Source organism: Microbispora sp. NPDC049633 (assembly GCF_040675265.1).
In the GTDB taxonomy this organism is placed as follows: domain Bacteria; phylum Actinomycetota; class Actinomycetes; order Streptosporangiales; family Streptosporangiaceae; genus Microbispora; species Microbispora maris.
This window is the reverse complement of record NZ_JBFAOO010000018.1, coordinates 50,491-64,317: the sequence shown is the minus strand read 5'-3', so window position 1 is coordinate 64,317 and position 13,827 is coordinate 50,491. Positions and strand designations below refer to the sequence as shown.

The window sequence follows — 13,827 nt, the reverse complement described above, 5'->3', positions numbered from 1 at the left end:
TAGAACTCCCCCTCCAGACCGCCGCCCCTGCCGGGGCGGACCCGCAGGAACCGCCGCCCGTAATCGGCCCGCTCATCGCGGTCCTCACCATCGGGATCCAGCACCGCCCGCAGATAACGACCCGCCTTGGCCACCTCCGCCGCCCCCGCCCTGCCCGCCAACTCCACCAGGATCGGCTCGGCCAAACCGGCCTGCTCATCCGACAGACCCGAAACCGCCGCACAGATCGCCTCGGCCACCCCCGCCGCCAACCCACCGGCGGCGAACATCTCCCGCACCTTCGGCAGGCGGGCAAGCTCCACCGCCAGGGTCAGCAGGCGGCCTGCTCCCGCGACCGTCATCCCGCCCGTGGTGCGCAGCCAGCTACGGGTGGAGGCATGCCCATGCCGCTTGGCCTGCCCCGCCCGATGCACCCGCCCCACCCGATCAGCAAGAGCACACGTGATCCGATCCCGCGCGAACAACAACTCCTCGGCCTCGGCCAGGCAGATGTCCACATCGTCGGGAACCGGCGCCAACGCCAACGACTGCGCCGACTCACGCACCGAGGCCACCAGCACCCACGACGACCGGCCCCGGCCATCGGCGGCTCGGCCATCGGCGGCCCTGCTGGCGGTGGGCGCGTCGTCTTCCACATTGTCGTCGCGGGCTGCCTCGTCACGGGCTGCCGAGCCGTCGGACGACCACAAAGGAGAATCGGCAGTCAGCCGATCCCACCAACCGCCATCGGCATTATTCGAACGATGGAGGCGCTCAGGATCGAGGTCGAACAGATCCATCGCACCTCCTCATCGCTTGATTCGAAAATCTGTATGAATTTTCTCCCAGCCGACTCACCTTGAGCAACCTGACCAGGCGATTTGTTGGAGCTACAGGCGCGGCAGGAGATCGAGCAGGGCGTGGAACACGTAAGAGAGCCCGACCGCGACAAGGACGGGAATGACCACGCTGAGACAGACAGCCAGAGCGCAGCCGCGACCTCCGCTCAGAGGGTTGGGAACCGGTTCCTGCGGCTCCACTCCATGCCACAGGGATCGGGGTTCGAGGAGGAGGAACAGCATCGCGCCCGCCTCGCCGACCGTGAACAGCCAGAACCAGGCCCATCTGCTCCCCAGCCTGGGCCGTTCCATGCCGAGCATGACGAGGAGCGCGGCGACCCAGGCGACGCCGACGGGCCAGGCCGCGCCGCGGACCGGCACGTGGAACGGCCAGCCCGAGAAGAACCCCTGGCGGGACTGAGCCGGCACGGCCTCCGGTCGGGGAACGGCGGCATCGAGATCGCGAAAGAGGTGACTGCGGGTGTGGGCCTCGGACTGGTCGGCGTGGTACCAGAACAGGGGGCCCGTCGACCAGCGCAGGTCCACCGGTTCCCCCCGGTAGATCACATACGTGACCTGCCCGGCCCGCAGCGCCGTGTGGAAGTCCGCGAGGGTGCGCTCGCGCGGCGTCAGGCTGAGCACGGTCACCAGAGCGCCCCACAGCAGCACGACGAGCAGCACCACGCGTACCCACAGCCCCGCGATCCGGTACGGCAGTCGCATGATCCGAGCTTCACACGGGCGCGCTCCCGGGAGAAGCGCTACAGCCGGTCCTGGCGGGGCAGCACCACCTCGCGGGCCAGGAGGAGCAGGGCCGCCGCCAGCGGGATGCCGAGCAGGGCCCCGACGATCCCGAGCAGCGCCCCGCCGAGGAGCGCCCCGACGATGGTCGCCACGGGCGGTACGTCGACCGACGACTTGAACACCTTCGGAGAGATCCAGTAGTTCTCGACCTGCTGGTAGACGACGAAGAAGACCACGCAGGCGATGCCGGCCTGCACCGAGGAGAGGAAGCCCACGCCCGAGGCCACGACCGCGCCGATGACCGCGCCCACCAGCGGGATCAGGTCGGTGACCGCGACGAAGATGGCCAGCGCGAGCGCGTACGGCACCTTCATCATGGACAGGAACAGGAAGGTCACCACTCCGGCGATCAGCGAGATGATCAGGTTGCCCGCGACGTAGCCGCCGATCTGATTGATGATCTCGTCCCCGAGCAGGCGGACCCGCGTACGGCGTGAGCGGGGCACGAACCGGTAGGCCGTCTCCTTGATGGAGTTGAGCGACCCGAGGAAGTAGAGCGTGAGCACGAGCACGGTGAAGCCGCTGAACAACGCGCTGATCACGATGCTCGCCACGCCGAGGAGACCGCCGAACATCTGGGTGGCGAGCCCGCCGCCCGCGACGTACTGCTGGATCTTGTCGAGGATCTGGTAGCGCTCGTCCACCGAGCGGATCACCGGATGGTTCTGGAGTTGCTGCACGTAGTCGGGCAGTTGCCGGACGAACCCGGTGGTCTGCTCGGTGAGCGGCGGCACGACCGCGAGCCCGAAGACCACGAAGAACGCGATGACCGACCCGAACACGATCGTGATCGCGAGGCGGCGGGACAGGTTGCGCCGCTGGAGCGCCTCGACCGCGGGATTGAGGCCGATGGCCAGGAACAGGGAGACCACGATCAGCACGATCGCCGAGCCCGCGCTGGCGATCGCCTGGACCAGGAGCCAGGCGGTCAGCACGCCCAGGGCGCCGATCAGGCCGAACATGAACGGGTTGCCACGCAGCGGGCGTCCCGGCAGGCCGAACGGCCGGTCGAGGGGCATGTCGTGGTCGTGGGCCTGCGGGTTCACGCCGTCCCGGGACCGGTCGGGGGCCGCCGGAGAGCCGGCCGGCTCCGGCGTCGTCTCGCTCTGGCCGGGGAGCGAGGGGAACACGCTGGAGATGCCGCTTCCTGGGGAAAGACCGCTGTCGGACACGCCCCCACTGCTGCCCAACCAAGGTCACTTGACACGGATTTATCCGGACAAGTCGCCCTACCCTGCTGGTGAGGCCTGCGTGGCCCGCGGCACTCGCGCGGTCCGCAGCAGCGCGGCTCCGGCGAGGTAGACCGGGAGCATCGGCGCGGGCAGCCCGTCCGAGCCGGTGAGCGCCGCGCCGAGGATACCTGCGACGACCAGGCCGGCGCCCACGAGGGTGACGGCCGCGGCGCCCACGCCGACGGGCCGGCCGGGCGCCGGGCAGGGACCCGCGCGCCGTTCGAACCGGCCGAACACGGCGACGAGGACCACGAGGGCCGCCGTCAGGAACGCGAGCCAGGGCACGCGCAGGAGCAGCCAGGCGGCCGACCCGGGCGGCGGCTGCGGCAGCAGGCCGGTGACGTAGAGGGCGGGCACGGCGATCACGACCGCGGTCATGTGCCAGAGGAACACCGTCATGATCACGGAGTTGGTCGCGACGACGGCCGTCCACGGGCGCGTACGGCGCAGCATGCGCCCGCCGCGCTCGTGCAGCAGCAGGGCGACGCCCGTCTGCGCGACCGCCAGGGCGAGCAGCGCGAGCGTGGGCGGCGAGGTGTTCTGCAGGCGGTCGCCGGGGTCGGCCACCATGCTCACCGGGTACGGCCCCGGGACGGTGAGCAGCACGAGCGCCGCCAGGCCGCCCGCGGCCATGGGCGCCGCGACCCGGGGACGGGCGGGCAGCGCCCCCTCCCGCCAGGCGATGCCGAGCTGGTAGACCGCCGCCCAGGCCAGCAGGTAGCCGGCGGCGCCGAGCACGGCCGGGCCGCCGAGCAGCCGGGCCGCGTCCCCGAGCGCCACCGGCACCGCGAACACGACGGGCACCGCGAGGCCCGCCCTGCGGTGCAACGCGAGCAGGACCGGCGTGAGCAGGACGACCGTGACGTACGCGGCGAGGAACCACAGCGGCAGGCAGGCGAGCCAGACTCCACGGCCGGCCGTGACGGGATCCGTTCCCAGGAGGACCGCGAGCAGGGCCGCGCCGCTCAGCGTGAGGACGAACGCCGTCGTCGGGCGGATCAGCCGGTCGGTGCGGCCCAGGAACCACCCGATCGCGCCGCCGCCACGACGCCGGTAGGAGTCGAACGAGGCGGCGTTGGCGAAGCCGCCCACCAGGAAGAACACCGGCATGACCTGGAACAGCCAGGTGAGCGGCCGGGCCCAGGGGGCGAACGCGAGGACCGTGCCGCCGCCGACGCGATCGCCGTACGTCACCACGACGGCCAGCCAGTGCCCGAGGACCACCAGGGCGATCGCGACGGCGCGCAGCAGGTCGACGTGGCGGTCGCGGCCGGGCGGCGTGCGCTCCGCCGTACGCCGCAGGGTCGTGAACATCTAGTCGCTCTGGTGCTGCGGTTCGCTGATCTCCTTCACCACCGGCGTGAGCAGGTCGGCGGTGAGCTGGTGCAGCTGGACGAGCAGGTCGTCGATCGTCAGCATGCCGACCACCCCCGCCTCGTCGGCCACCGGCAGCCTGCGGAAGGCGTGGTGGCGGAACACGTCGAAGGCCACCTCGACCTCGTCCTCCGGCCGCACCACCACGGGATCCTCCGACATCACCTGGCCCACCGGCGTGTCCCCGTCCCCGCCCTGGGCGAGCACGCGCACGGCGAGGTCCCGGTCGGTCACGACCCCCGCGACGCCCCGCCCTTCGGACACGACGACACAACCGACCCCCGAGTAGTCCATGTGCCGCGCGACGTCCCGCACCGGCGTGATCGGCGGCACGACGACCACCGGCGTGGACATCAGATCTTTGATTCTCATGGCGGGCCCTCCCCCTCGTACGGAAGTCCGCCCTGCTTTGTGACCTAATGCCCTATTTATCCCTCTAAGTCCGAATAAACGTGGAGATGGAGGTGATCCGTATGATCACGCTGAGTGTCATCAAGGCCGACACAGGGGGGTTCGTCGGCCACTCCGCCGTCCATCCCCGGCTGCTGGCCGAGGCCAGGCGGGAGATCGAGCGGGCGAAGTCCTCCGGGCTCCTCATCGACGGCCACGTCGACAGCTGCGGCGACGACATCTCGCTCATCATGACCCACACCTACGGCCAGGAGGCGGGGCTGATCCACTCCTTCGCCTGGGACACGTTCCAGGCGACCACCCACCTCGCCAAGGAACTCGGCCTGTACGGCGCCGGCCAGGACCTGCTGTCGGACGCCTTCTCCGGCAACCTGCGCGGCATGGGCCCGGGCTACGCCGAGCTGGAGTTCGAGGAGCGGCCGTCCGAACCGGTGCTGTGCTTCCTGGCGGACAAGACCGAGCCGGGCGCTTGGAACCTCCCGCTGTACAAGATGTTCGCCGACCCGTCCAACACCGCCGGACTGGTGATCGACGAGAAGATGCACGCCGGGTTCGCCTTCGAGGTGTACGACCTCCGCGAGGACCGGCGCATCATCTTCGACTGCCCGGCGGACCTGTATGACATGCTCATGTACATCGGCGCCCCGTCCCGTTACGTCATCCACGGCGTGCGCTCCAAGACGCTGGGCACGACCGCGGCGGCCACCAGCACCCAGCGGCTGTCGCTGATCGCCGGCCGGTACGTCGGCAAGGACGATCCGGTGCTGATCGTGCGCTGCCAGTCGGGCCTGCCGGCCGTGGGCGAAGTGCTGGAGCCGTTCGCCTTCGCGTACTCGGTGGCGGGGTGCATGCGCGGCTCGCACCACGCGCCGCTGATGCCGGTGTCCGTCGGGCAGGCGCACCCGTCGCGGTTCGACGGCCCGCCGCGGGTGGTCGCTCTCGGCTTCCAGATCAAGGACGGCAGGCTGATCGGCCCGCGCGACATGTTCGACGACCCGGCGTTCGACGGAGCCCGGCGGCAGGCCGGCGAGGTGATGGACTACCTGCGCCGTCACGGGCCGTTCGAGCCGCACCGGCTGCCGCTGGAGGACCTGGAGTACACCACCATGACCTCCCTCACCGCGCGCCTGGCACACCGCTGGACGCCGATCACGACCGAGGTCGCGACCCCGGTGGGCGGCTGACGATGAAGGCATTCGTCGGCGACCACCTGATCGTGGAGAGCATTCGCACGGGCAGGGCGGGCCGCGTCGGGATCGTCGTGGCGCTCTACCACACGGATGGTTCGCCGCCCTACCTGGTGCGATGGCTCGACGAGGAGCGGGAGACGCTGTGCTACTACCCCGGGCCCGACGCCCGGGTCGAGCACAGCTGGGAGCGGCTGCCCGAGAGTCCCTGATCTTGTTGCCGATCAGCCCGCTGACCAGTCCGCCGCCTGCCGCAGGCACTCGATCACGTCCTCGTCGCGCGTCTGGCTGAAGTCGTCGTACCAGGCGCCGATCGCGTAGAAGTGATCGGGCGTGTCGAGGCAGACCACCTCGTCGGCGTCCCTGCGCAGGCTCGCGATCGTCTCGGGGGCGCCGACCGGCACCGCGAGCACCACCCGGGAGGCTCCGTGGGCGCGCGCCACCTGGCAGGCGGCACGGGCCGTCCCGCCCGTCGCGATGCCGTCGTCCACCACGATCACGGTACGGCCGGCCAGGTCCACGGGCGCGCGATCACCCCGGAAGCGTTGTGCCCGGCGCTCCAGTTCGGCCCGCTCACGCCGCTCCACCTCGGCCATCTCGTCGCGGGTGACGTTGGCGAGCCGCAGGACGTCGGGGTTCAGCACCCGCACCCCGCCCTCGCCGATGGCGCCGAAGCCCAGCTCCGGCTGGTACGGCACGCCCAGCTTGCGTACGACGATCACGTCCAGAGGGGCGCCGAGGGCCCTGGCGACCTGGAACGCGACCGGCACGCCCCCTCGCGGCAGCCCGAGGACGACCGCGTCCTCCGCGCCGGGGAGTCCGCGCAACCGCTCGCCCAGGCGCAGCCCGGCGTCCCGACGATCGACGAACACGGCAGTCACCCCTGACCTTCGCTCCTGCTTCTCACGGTCCGTCCCCACCGCCGTCCGCGGTAGGGCCGAAGGGCCCGGGGAAACAGCCCGGGGAAATAGACTGTCGCCGTGACCTCGACCGACCCGGCCCTCGACGGGGAGCTTCCGCGTCAGAGGCTGACCGTGGCCGAGATCGCCCACCTGGCCGGAGTCTCCGCGCCGACCGTGTCCCGGGTGCTCAACGGTCATGCGGGAGTCGCCCTGGCCACCCGGCAGCGGGTGGAGGCGGTGCTGCGGGAGCACGGCTACCGGCGGCGCGACAGCGAACCCGCGGCGATCCTCGAGCTCGTCTTCCACGCCTTGGAAAGCCTGTGGGCACTGGAGATCATCCAGGGCGTCGAGCAGGTCGCGCGGGAGCACGAGCTGGCCGTGGTGCTGACCGAGATGGAGGGCAGGCTGACCCCGGGCAGGGCGTGGACCGAGCAGGTGCTCGCCCGCCGTCCCACCGGGGTCGTCGCGGTCTTCTCCGAACTCACCGTGCAGCAGCAGTCGCAGCTGGCCACCCGCTCGATCCCCCTGGTCGTGCTCGACCCGACCGGCGAGCCGCTGCACCAGACCCCGTCGGTCGGCGCCACCAACTGGAGCGGCGGGATGGCCGCCACCCGCCACCTGCTCGACCTCGGCCACCGCCGCATCGCGATGCTGAGCGGGCCCACCCAGTGGCCGTGCTGCCGGGCGCGGCTCGACGGCTACCGCGCCGCGATGGACGCGGCGGGCGTGCCGGTGGACCCCGCGCTCGTGCGCGTCAGCACGCTGTACGTGGAAGGCGGCCTGCGTGACGGGGCCGAGCTGCTGCGCCTGCCCGATCCCCCGACCGCCGTCTTCGCCGCCAACGACCTGCAGGCGCTCGGCGTGTACGAGGCCGCCAGGCGGGCCGGGCTGCGCATCCCGGAGGACCTGAGCGTCGTCGGGTTCGACGACCTGTCGTTCACCCAGTGGACCGGGCCGCCCATGACGACCGTACGGCAGCCGCTCGTGCAGATGGGGGCGGCCGCCGCGCGGATGGTCCTGGCCCTCGCGGACGGCGGGCACCTCGAACAGCACCGGGTCGAACTCGCGACCACCCTCGTCGTACGGGAGAGCACCGCGCCGCCGCGCTCCTGAGCGGCGTTCACCGCGCCCCGGCCCAGGTGGCCCGCCGCCACAGCCACTCCAGCGGGCCGTACGGGCGCCGGCGCAGCCAGAGCGTGGACCACAGCCACTGGACGGCGAGGACGGCGGCCGAGGTCAGGGCCACCCGCGCCGAGGACCAGGCGTCCGCCGGGCCGCCGCCGACGCGGGCGATCAGCAGGACGAGGACCGTCGCGGTCAGGTAGTTGGTCAGCGCCATCCGCCCCAGCGGCGCGAACAGGGCCGCCAACACCGGCCGCAGCGGCGTCGCGAGCAGCACCAGCAGGGCGCAGACGTACACCCCGGCGACCAGCAGCCCGCCCAGCGCCAGCGCGCGGCTGAAGCCGGGGTCGCCGCCGCCCAGCCGGGTCTGCCACCACAGGACGGGCGCGGCGAGCGCCGCGAGGGTCAGGCCGAGGACTGCGGGCACCCGGACGGACCGCTCGATCCGGGCGGTCACGCCATACCGGGTCAGCGCGGAACCCAGCAGGAACAACCCGGCGACCAGCAGGAACCTCTCGCCTCCGAGGATCAGCGACGCCGTGACGAGCGTGGGGGCGAGCACGGCGACGGCCGGGCGCGGCAGCCACGTCGAGGGCAGCAGCACCAGCAGTCCGACGACGGCGTACGTGCTGAGGATGTCGCCGGGCCACAGCAGGAAGAAGTGCGCCAGCCCGGCCGCGAGCAGCACGAGCAGCCGGCGGGCCAGGACCAGCCGCGGCCGGGCGACCCGGGCCGCGGCCGATTCCAGCAGCAGCGAGAACCCGACCCCGAACAGCAGGGAGAAGATCGGGAAGAAGCGCTGCTCGACGAGCAGCCCCATCCAGGCGTCGTCGGGGGTCGCGGGCTCGCCGGGCGCCATGAGGTCGCCGAGGTGGGCGATCGGTTTGACGTTGGCCAGCAGGATCCCGCACAGCGCGAACCCGCGGACCACGTCGAGCGCGACGATGCGTTCACGTTTCATGGGGCCTCATGGTGCGGGGCGGCCGCCCGGCTCCGGCACCGGCCGGAAGCGGGAATCAGGCCGGTCGCAACCGTACTTTCGGCCGGTTCCGCGCGAAGCGGCCGATCTCATAGCCTCGGCATCGTGCGGGTGCGGAGATGGGCGGCCGACATCGGGCTGGGTGTCGTGTTCGCGGTGGCGCTGGCCTTCTGGGCCTCCCGGATCGCGGACAGCTGGGGCGGCGGCTACTGGCGGTTCGGCTGCGCGGCGGGGGCCGTGGTCTGCGCCGCCGCCCTCGCACGGCGGCTCGACCGCACGCGGGCGGCCGTCGCCGGCCTGGCCGTCGCGGCGACCGCCGTCCTGGCCTCCCGGTTCGCCGGGCTGCCGAGCGAGCCCGGCCCCGGCATGGCTCTGGGCCTGTCGGTGCTGATGGGCTCGGCGGTGCGGGTGCTGCCCGTGCACGTCGCCCGCGCCGTGGCGGGCGGCGGCCTCGTCGTGGCGGTGGGCAGCCTGCTGTCCGCGCACGCGCTCACCGCGGGGGTTCCCTCTGTCACCGCGCTGAACGTGGCGGCCTGGCTCGCGGGTGTCGTGGCCGGGCTGGTTCCCCGGCTGCTCGACGCCCGCCGCCGGGCCGCCGCCGAGGCCGTGCGCCGCGCCGAGCGGCTGGCGCTGGCCCGCGAGCTGCACGACGTCGTCGCGCATCACGTCACCGGCATCGTGGTGCAGGCCCAGGCCGCCCGGATCGTGGCGCGCAGGAGTCCCGAGAAGGTCGGCGGCTCCCTGGCGGACATCGAGGCCGCCGGTTCCGACGCGCTGGCCGCGATGCGCCGCGTCGTCGGTCTGCTGCGCGACCCCGGTGACCCCGCCGGCCCGGCCGCACCCGCGGGACCGGGCGAGCTGGACGAGCTGGTCGAACGCTTCGAGGCCGACGGCCGCGCCGTACGCGCGCGGCTGCCGGGCGAGGAGGAGACGGCCGCGTGGCCGCCCGAGGTGACCGGCACGGTCTACCGGGTCGTGCAGGAGTCGCTGACCAACATCGCGCGCCACGCCCCGCACGCGCGCTCGGTCACGGTCAGCGTGGAGCGGGACCGGGAGGCCGTCACCGTCGAGGTCGCCGACGACTCGCCGCGCGGCCCCTCGCGGCACCACCAGCGCGGCGGATACGGCCTGCTCGGGATGCGTGAGCGGGTCGAGGCCCTCGGCGGCACGCTGCGGGCCGGGCCACGTCCAGGGTCCGGCTGGTCGGTGCTCGCCACCCTGCCGGTCCCGGCGCGCGACCAGCGATGTGACCACCGATGACGATCAGGGTGCTGGTGGCCGACGACCAGGCGATGGTCCGCGGCGGCCTGCGGCTGATCCTGGAGGACCAGCCCGACATCGAGGTGGTCGCCGAGGCGGCCGACGGAGCCGAGGCCGTCGAGGCGGCCCGGCGGCTGCGGCCGGACGTGTGCCTGGTGGACGTGCGGATGCCCCGGCTCGACGGCATCGCGGTCACCCGCGCCCTGGCCGGGCCGGGCATCCCCGAGCCGCTGCGGGTGGTCGTGGTCACCACCTTCGACCTGGACGAGTACGTCTACGGCGCGCTGCGGGCGGGCGCGACCGGCTTCGTGCTCAAGGACTGCGGCCCCGCCCTGCTCGTGGAGGCCGTGCGCGCCGCGCACCACGGGGACGCGCTGGTCTCCCCGTCGGTCACCCTGCGGCTGCTACGCCACCTGACGGCCGCCGCGACGGCCGCGAGGCCGTCTGCGGACCATCCGCTCTCGAAGCGGGAGATCGAGGTCGTCAGGGCGGTCGCCAGGGGGCGCACCAACCAGGAGATCGCCGCCGAACTGTTCATCTCACTGAGCACGGTCAAGAGCCACGTGGCCGGTGTGCAGGCCAAACTCGGCCTGCGCAACCGGGTCGAGATCGCCGCGTGGGCCTGGGAGAACCGCATCGCGGACGGCACCTGATCATCCCGATTTGTGGGGTTTTGTCTGGTTTTGGCTGGGCAGAAGGGAGGCACGAACACTAGGGAGGGTGGCAGCATGGCCGTCAGCGGCATCATCTCCGCCATCATCATCGGACTCATCATCGGCGCCCTCGGCCGGCTGGTCGTCCCCGGACGCCAGGCCATCCCGATCTGGCTGACCATGATCATCGGTATCATCGCCGCCTTCATCGGCACGGCGATCGCCGGAGCGCTCGGAGTCGCCCCCGCGGACGGGTTCGGCTGGATCCAGCTGATCATCCAGGTGGCGCTCGCCGCGATCGGCGTCATGGGCGCCGTCGCGTTGTACCGTCGCAAGAGCGTCGGGTAACCCTGCCCCGCCGACGGCCCCGGTCCGGCCGGGGCCGTCGGCGTGTGCGGACTGTAGTGATCTTTACGAAATCACCGACATCTGTTGATTCCCCCCGTCCCGGCTCGGCGTACGGTCGGTATCCAGGGGTTTTCCCTGAGGGATGACGCGATCCGGGGGAAGTGGTCCGGGATGGACCAGGCGGTCCTTGCACGTGTTCCGGAGGTCTTCGCGCGCCGCGTGGGACCGGCGCTCGGCCTGGCCGACGAGGCCGACGCGGTGGCCAGGGCCTGCCACGCGATGGCGACGCGCTTCCACGGCGGCGGCAGGCTCATCGTCTTCGGCAACGGCGAGGCCGCCACCGACGCCCAGCACATCTCGGTGGAGTTCGTCCATCCGGTGATCGTGGGCAAACGGGCGCTCCCGTCGTTCTCACTCACGAGCGACGTGGCGACGATCACAGGAGTCGCCGCGACGGCGGGCCTGGAGGAGGTCTTCGCCCACCAGCTGCGCCGTCTCGCCGCGCCGCGGGACATCGCCCTCGGCGTCTCGCCCGACGGCGGCTGCGTGAACGTGCTCCGCGGCCTGGAGGCCGCACACCGGCTCGGCCTGCTCACGCTGGCGCTGACCGGCGGCGACGACGGCGGGCCGATCGGCCGCAGCCCGGCCGTCGACCACGTCCTGATCGCCCGCTCCGCCGATCCGCGTGTGGTCAAGGAGGTGCACGTCACCACCTACCACATCCTCTGGGAGCTGGTGCACGTGTTCTTCGAGCAGCCGGGTGTGCTCGACCCACGGGTGATCCCGTGAACTGCCCCGGCGAAAGCTGCGTCACCTGCTCCGACGAGGCGGTCGCGGTGACCGTCGTACGGCTCCTGGAGCGGGAGCTCGCGCTCGTCGACACCGGCCGGGGCCGGGAGGTGGTCAGCGTCGCCCTGGTGGACGCCGGGGCCGGCGACACGATCCTGGTCCACGCCAAGGAGGCCATCGCGGTCATCGCGGTCGCGCGGGAGGTGGGTCGGCCGTGACCGGCGACATGGAGGCGCTCTACCCCTTCCTCTACTCGGAGTCCACCGACCTCGACGCGGTCATGACCTCCGTACGTCAGTCGACGGTGGAGAAGGTGGACGAGATCGTCACCCTGCGCCGGACGGTGCTGGAGCGCGACGGGGACCGGATCGCCGCCTGCGCGCAGGACATGGCGGAGTCGTTCGCGGCGGGGGCCCGGCTGTTCGCCTTCGGCAACGGGGGCAGCTCGACCGACGCCCAGGACGTGGCCACGCTCTTCATGAATCCCGGCTTCATCAACCACGGGGGTCCTGCCCGCCCTCTTCCCGCGTTCGCTCTCACGGCGGACATCGCGGTCGTGACGGCGCTGGCCAACGACATCGGCTTCGAGGTGGTCTTCGCCCGGCAGCTCGCCGCGTCCGCCTTCGCCGGGGACATCGCGCTCGGCCTGTCGACCAGCGGGAACTCCCGCAACCTCATCGCCGCGTTCGAGGAGGCGGGCCGGCGCGGCATGCTCACGGTCGGACTGGCGGGCTACGGCGGCGGCCAGATGGCCGAGCTCGGCACCATCGACCACCTGTTCGTGGTCCCCTCGGCCTCGGTCCACCGGATCCAGGAGGCCCAGACGACCGTCTACCACGCGCTCTGGGAGCTGACCCAGCAAGCGCTGATCCGATCGGAAGCCGGTGACAGCGATGACGGCGCCTGACGGACAGAACGAGCCTGTCATCCACATCCTGTGGATAAACGCCGGGCTGAGCTGCGACGGCGACTCGGTCGCGCTCACCGCCGCGACCCAGCCGAGCATCGAGGAGATCGTGCTCGGCGCGCTGCCCGGCCTGCCCAAGGTCGAGGTCCACTGGCCGCTGATCGACTTCGAGTGCGGCCCGATGCAGGGCGCGGACACCTTCATCGAGTGGTACTTCAAGGCCGACCGGGGCGAGCTCGACCCGTTCGTGCTGGTCATCGAGGGATCGATCCCCAACGAGTCGATCAAGCGAGAGGGCTACTGGTGCGGGTTCGGCAACAACCCCGACACCGGGCAGCCGATGACGACCAGCGAGTGGCTCGACCGGCTCGCGCCGAAGGCGACCGCCGTCCTCGCCGCCGGCACCTGCGCGACGTACGGCGGCATCCACGCGATGGCGGGCAACCCGACCGGGGCGATGGGCGTGGCCGACTACCTGGGCTGGGACTGGCGGTCGAAGGCCGGGCTGCCCATCGTCAACGTGCCCGGCTGCCCGATCCACCCGGACAACCTGTCGGAGACGATCCTCTACCTGCTCTACCAGCTCGCCGGGCAGGCGCCGATGATCCCGCTGGACCACGCGCTGCGCCCGACGTGGCTGTTCGGCCAGACCGTGCACGAGGGCTGCGACCGGGCCGGCTACTACGAGCAGGGCCAGTTCGCCACCGAGTACGGCTCGCCGAAGTGCCTGGTGAAGATCGGCTGCTGGGGGCCGGTCGTCAAGTGCAACGTGCCCAAGCGCGGCTGGATCAACGGCGTCGGCGGCTGCCCCAACGTGGGCGGCATCTGCATCGCGTGCACGATGCCCGGCTTCCCCGACAAGTTCATGCCGTTCATGGACGAGCCGCCCGGCGCCCGCGTCTCGTCGACGGCGAGCCAGGCGTACGGCACGGTGATCCGCGCGCTGCGGAGCATCACGTTCAAGACGGTCGACAAAGAGCCGAAGTGGCACAAGAAGGGCCGCGAGCTGCTCACCGGTTACAAGGCCCCCTGGAGCTGACG

17 protein-coding genes are annotated in these 13,827 nt (G+C 72.0%); 10 read left to right on the top strand and 7 right to left on the bottom strand.

From position 1 onward, the window contains the following. From AB0J39_RS07680 to AB0J39_RS07660, 5 genes are all read right to left on the bottom strand, one after another. A partial coding sequence (locus AB0J39_RS07680) for a DUF222 domain-containing protein (protein ID WP_363462633.1) occupies positions 1-779 on the bottom strand: 779 nt, incomplete at its 3' end. Positions 780-869: 90 nt separating this feature from the next. Further along, a complete protein-coding gene (locus AB0J39_RS07675; RefSeq protein ID WP_363462632.1) occupies positions 870-1,541 on the bottom strand; it encodes a hypothetical protein in 672 nt (223 codons plus the stop codon). A gap of 38 nt (positions 1,542-1,579) precedes the next feature. Further along, the gene (locus AB0J39_RS07670; RefSeq protein WP_363462631.1) at positions 1,580-2,794 is read right to left on the bottom strand and encodes an AI-2E family transporter; all 1,215 of its coding nucleotides are present in this window, start codon (positions 2,792-2,794) and stop codon (positions 1,580-1,582) included. A 57-nt stretch (positions 2,795-2,851) separates the two neighbouring features. Continuing rightward, complete coding sequence (locus AB0J39_RS07665; protein WP_363462630.1) at positions 2,852-4,168, bottom strand: acyltransferase; 1,317 nt, start codon at positions 4,166-4,168, stop codon at positions 2,852-2,854. Further along, positions 4,169-4,600: a CBS domain-containing protein gene (locus tag AB0J39_RS07660; protein ID WP_363462629.1), complete on the bottom strand. Its 432-nt coding sequence runs from the start codon at positions 4,598-4,600 to the stop codon at positions 4,169-4,171. A gap of 101 nt (positions 4,601-4,701) precedes the next feature. Between AB0J39_RS07660 and fbp the strand changes: the two genes are divergently transcribed. Further along, a complete protein-coding gene (gene fbp / locus AB0J39_RS07655; protein WP_363462628.1) occupies positions 4,702-5,823 on the top strand; it encodes a fructose-1,6-bisphosphate aldolase/phosphatase in 1,122 nt (373 codons plus the stop codon). Between the two features lie 2 nt (positions 5,824-5,825). Continuing rightward, a complete protein-coding gene (locus AB0J39_RS07650) occupies positions 5,826-6,038 on the top strand; it encodes a DUF1918 domain-containing protein (RefSeq protein ID WP_363462627.1) in 213 nt (70 codons plus the stop codon). A 12-nt stretch (positions 6,039-6,050) separates the two neighbouring features. Here the strand turns inward: AB0J39_RS07650 and AB0J39_RS07645 are convergent, their stop codons facing one another. Then, a complete protein-coding gene (locus AB0J39_RS07645) occupies positions 6,051-6,698 on the bottom strand; it encodes a phosphoribosyltransferase (RefSeq protein ID WP_363462626.1) in 648 nt (215 codons plus the stop codon). Between the two features lie 108 nt (positions 6,699-6,806). On the opposite strand from AB0J39_RS07645, the gene AB0J39_RS07640 reads away from it, so the two are divergent. Continuing rightward, positions 6,807-7,841, top strand: a complete 1,035-nt coding sequence (locus tag AB0J39_RS07640; RefSeq protein WP_363462625.1) for a LacI family DNA-binding transcriptional regulator — start codon at positions 6,807-6,809, stop codon at positions 7,839-7,841. 7 nt (positions 7,842-7,848) lie between these two features. Here the strand turns inward: AB0J39_RS07640 and AB0J39_RS07635 are convergent, their stop codons facing one another. Continuing rightward, positions 7,849-8,811: a DUF418 domain-containing protein gene (locus tag AB0J39_RS07635; RefSeq protein ID WP_363462624.1), complete on the bottom strand. Its 963-nt coding sequence runs from the start codon at positions 8,809-8,811 to the stop codon at positions 7,849-7,851. A gap of 123 nt (positions 8,812-8,934) precedes the next feature. Between AB0J39_RS07635 and AB0J39_RS07630 the strand changes: the two genes are divergently transcribed. The 7 genes from AB0J39_RS07630 to AB0J39_RS07600 all read left to right on the top strand — a co-directional run bounded on the left by AB0J39_RS07630 (position 8,935) and on the right by AB0J39_RS07600 (position 13,825). Beyond that, positions 8,935-10,089: a histidine kinase gene (locus tag AB0J39_RS07630; RefSeq protein WP_363462623.1), complete on the top strand. Its 1,155-nt coding sequence runs from the start codon at positions 8,935-8,937 to the stop codon at positions 10,087-10,089. Beyond that, positions 10,086-10,742: a response regulator transcription factor gene (locus tag AB0J39_RS07625; RefSeq protein WP_363462622.1), complete on the top strand. Its 657-nt coding sequence runs from the start codon at positions 10,086-10,088 to the stop codon at positions 10,740-10,742. The genes AB0J39_RS07630 and AB0J39_RS07625 overlap by 4 nt, the downstream gene beginning before the upstream one ends. Positions 10,743-10,817: 75 nt before the next feature. Beyond that, a complete protein-coding gene (locus tag AB0J39_RS07620; protein ID WP_363462621.1) occupies positions 10,818-11,090 on the top strand; it encodes a GlsB/YeaQ/YmgE family stress response membrane protein in 273 nt (90 codons plus the stop codon). A 171-nt stretch (positions 11,091-11,261) separates the two neighbouring features. Beyond that, entirely contained in the window at positions 11,262-11,879 is a 618-nt protein-coding gene (locus AB0J39_RS07615; RefSeq protein WP_363462620.1) for an SIS domain-containing protein, read from the top strand. Beyond that, positions 11,876-12,097 carry a hydrogenase assembly protein HupF gene (locus AB0J39_RS07610; protein ID WP_363462619.1) on the top strand — a complete coding sequence of 74 codons (222 nt, stop codon included), beginning with the start codon at positions 11,876-11,878 and terminating at the stop codon, positions 12,095-12,097. Before AB0J39_RS07615 ends, AB0J39_RS07610 begins: the two co-directional genes overlap by 4 nt. Beyond that, a complete protein-coding gene (locus AB0J39_RS07605; protein WP_363462618.1) occupies positions 12,094-12,786 on the top strand; it encodes an SIS domain-containing protein in 693 nt (230 codons plus the stop codon). Before AB0J39_RS07610 ends, AB0J39_RS07605 begins: the two co-directional genes overlap by 4 nt. Then, on the top strand, positions 12,773-13,825 hold the full coding sequence (locus AB0J39_RS07600) for a hydrogenase expression protein HypE (RefSeq protein WP_363462617.1): 1,053 nt from the start codon (positions 12,773-12,775) through the stop codon (positions 13,823-13,825). The genes AB0J39_RS07605 and AB0J39_RS07600 overlap by 14 nt, the downstream gene beginning before the upstream one ends. Positions 13,826-13,827: the final 2 nt, after the last annotated feature.

Bases quoted from the DNA above. Each gene is read 5' to 3' on its own strand.
- AB0J39_RS07675 (WP_363462632.1), bottom strand. From the start codon at position 1,541: ATGCGACTGCCGTACCGGATCGCGGGGCTGTGGGTACGCGTGGTGCTG.
- AB0J39_RS07665 (WP_363462630.1), bottom strand. From the start codon at position 4,168: ATGTTCACGACCCTGCGGCGTACGGCGGAGCGCACGCCGCCCGGCCGC.
- AB0J39_RS07660 (WP_363462629.1), bottom strand. From the start codon at position 4,600: ATGAGAATCAAAGATCTGATGTCCACGCCGGTGGTCGTCGTGCCGCCG.
- fbp (WP_363462628.1), top strand. From the start codon at position 4,702: ATGATCACGCTGAGTGTCATCAAGGCCGACACAGGGGGGTTCGTCGGC.
- AB0J39_RS07650 (WP_363462627.1), top strand. From the start codon at position 5,826: ATGAAGGCATTCGTCGGCGACCACCTGATCGTGGAGAGCATTCGCACG.
- AB0J39_RS07635 (WP_363462624.1), bottom strand. From the start codon at position 8,811: ATGAAACGTGAACGCATCGTCGCGCTCGACGTGGTCCGCGGGTTCGCG.
- AB0J39_RS07625 (WP_363462622.1), top strand. From the start codon at position 10,086: ATGACGATCAGGGTGCTGGTGGCCGACGACCAGGCGATGGTCCGCGGC.
- AB0J39_RS07620 (WP_363462621.1), top strand. From the start codon at position 10,818: ATGGCCGTCAGCGGCATCATCTCCGCCATCATCATCGGACTCATCATC.
- AB0J39_RS07615 (WP_363462620.1), top strand. From the start codon at position 11,262: ATGGACCAGGCGGTCCTTGCACGTGTTCCGGAGGTCTTCGCGCGCCGC.
- AB0J39_RS07600 (WP_363462617.1), top strand. From the start codon at position 12,773: ATGACGGCGCCTGACGGACAGAACGAGCCTGTCATCCACATCCTGTGG.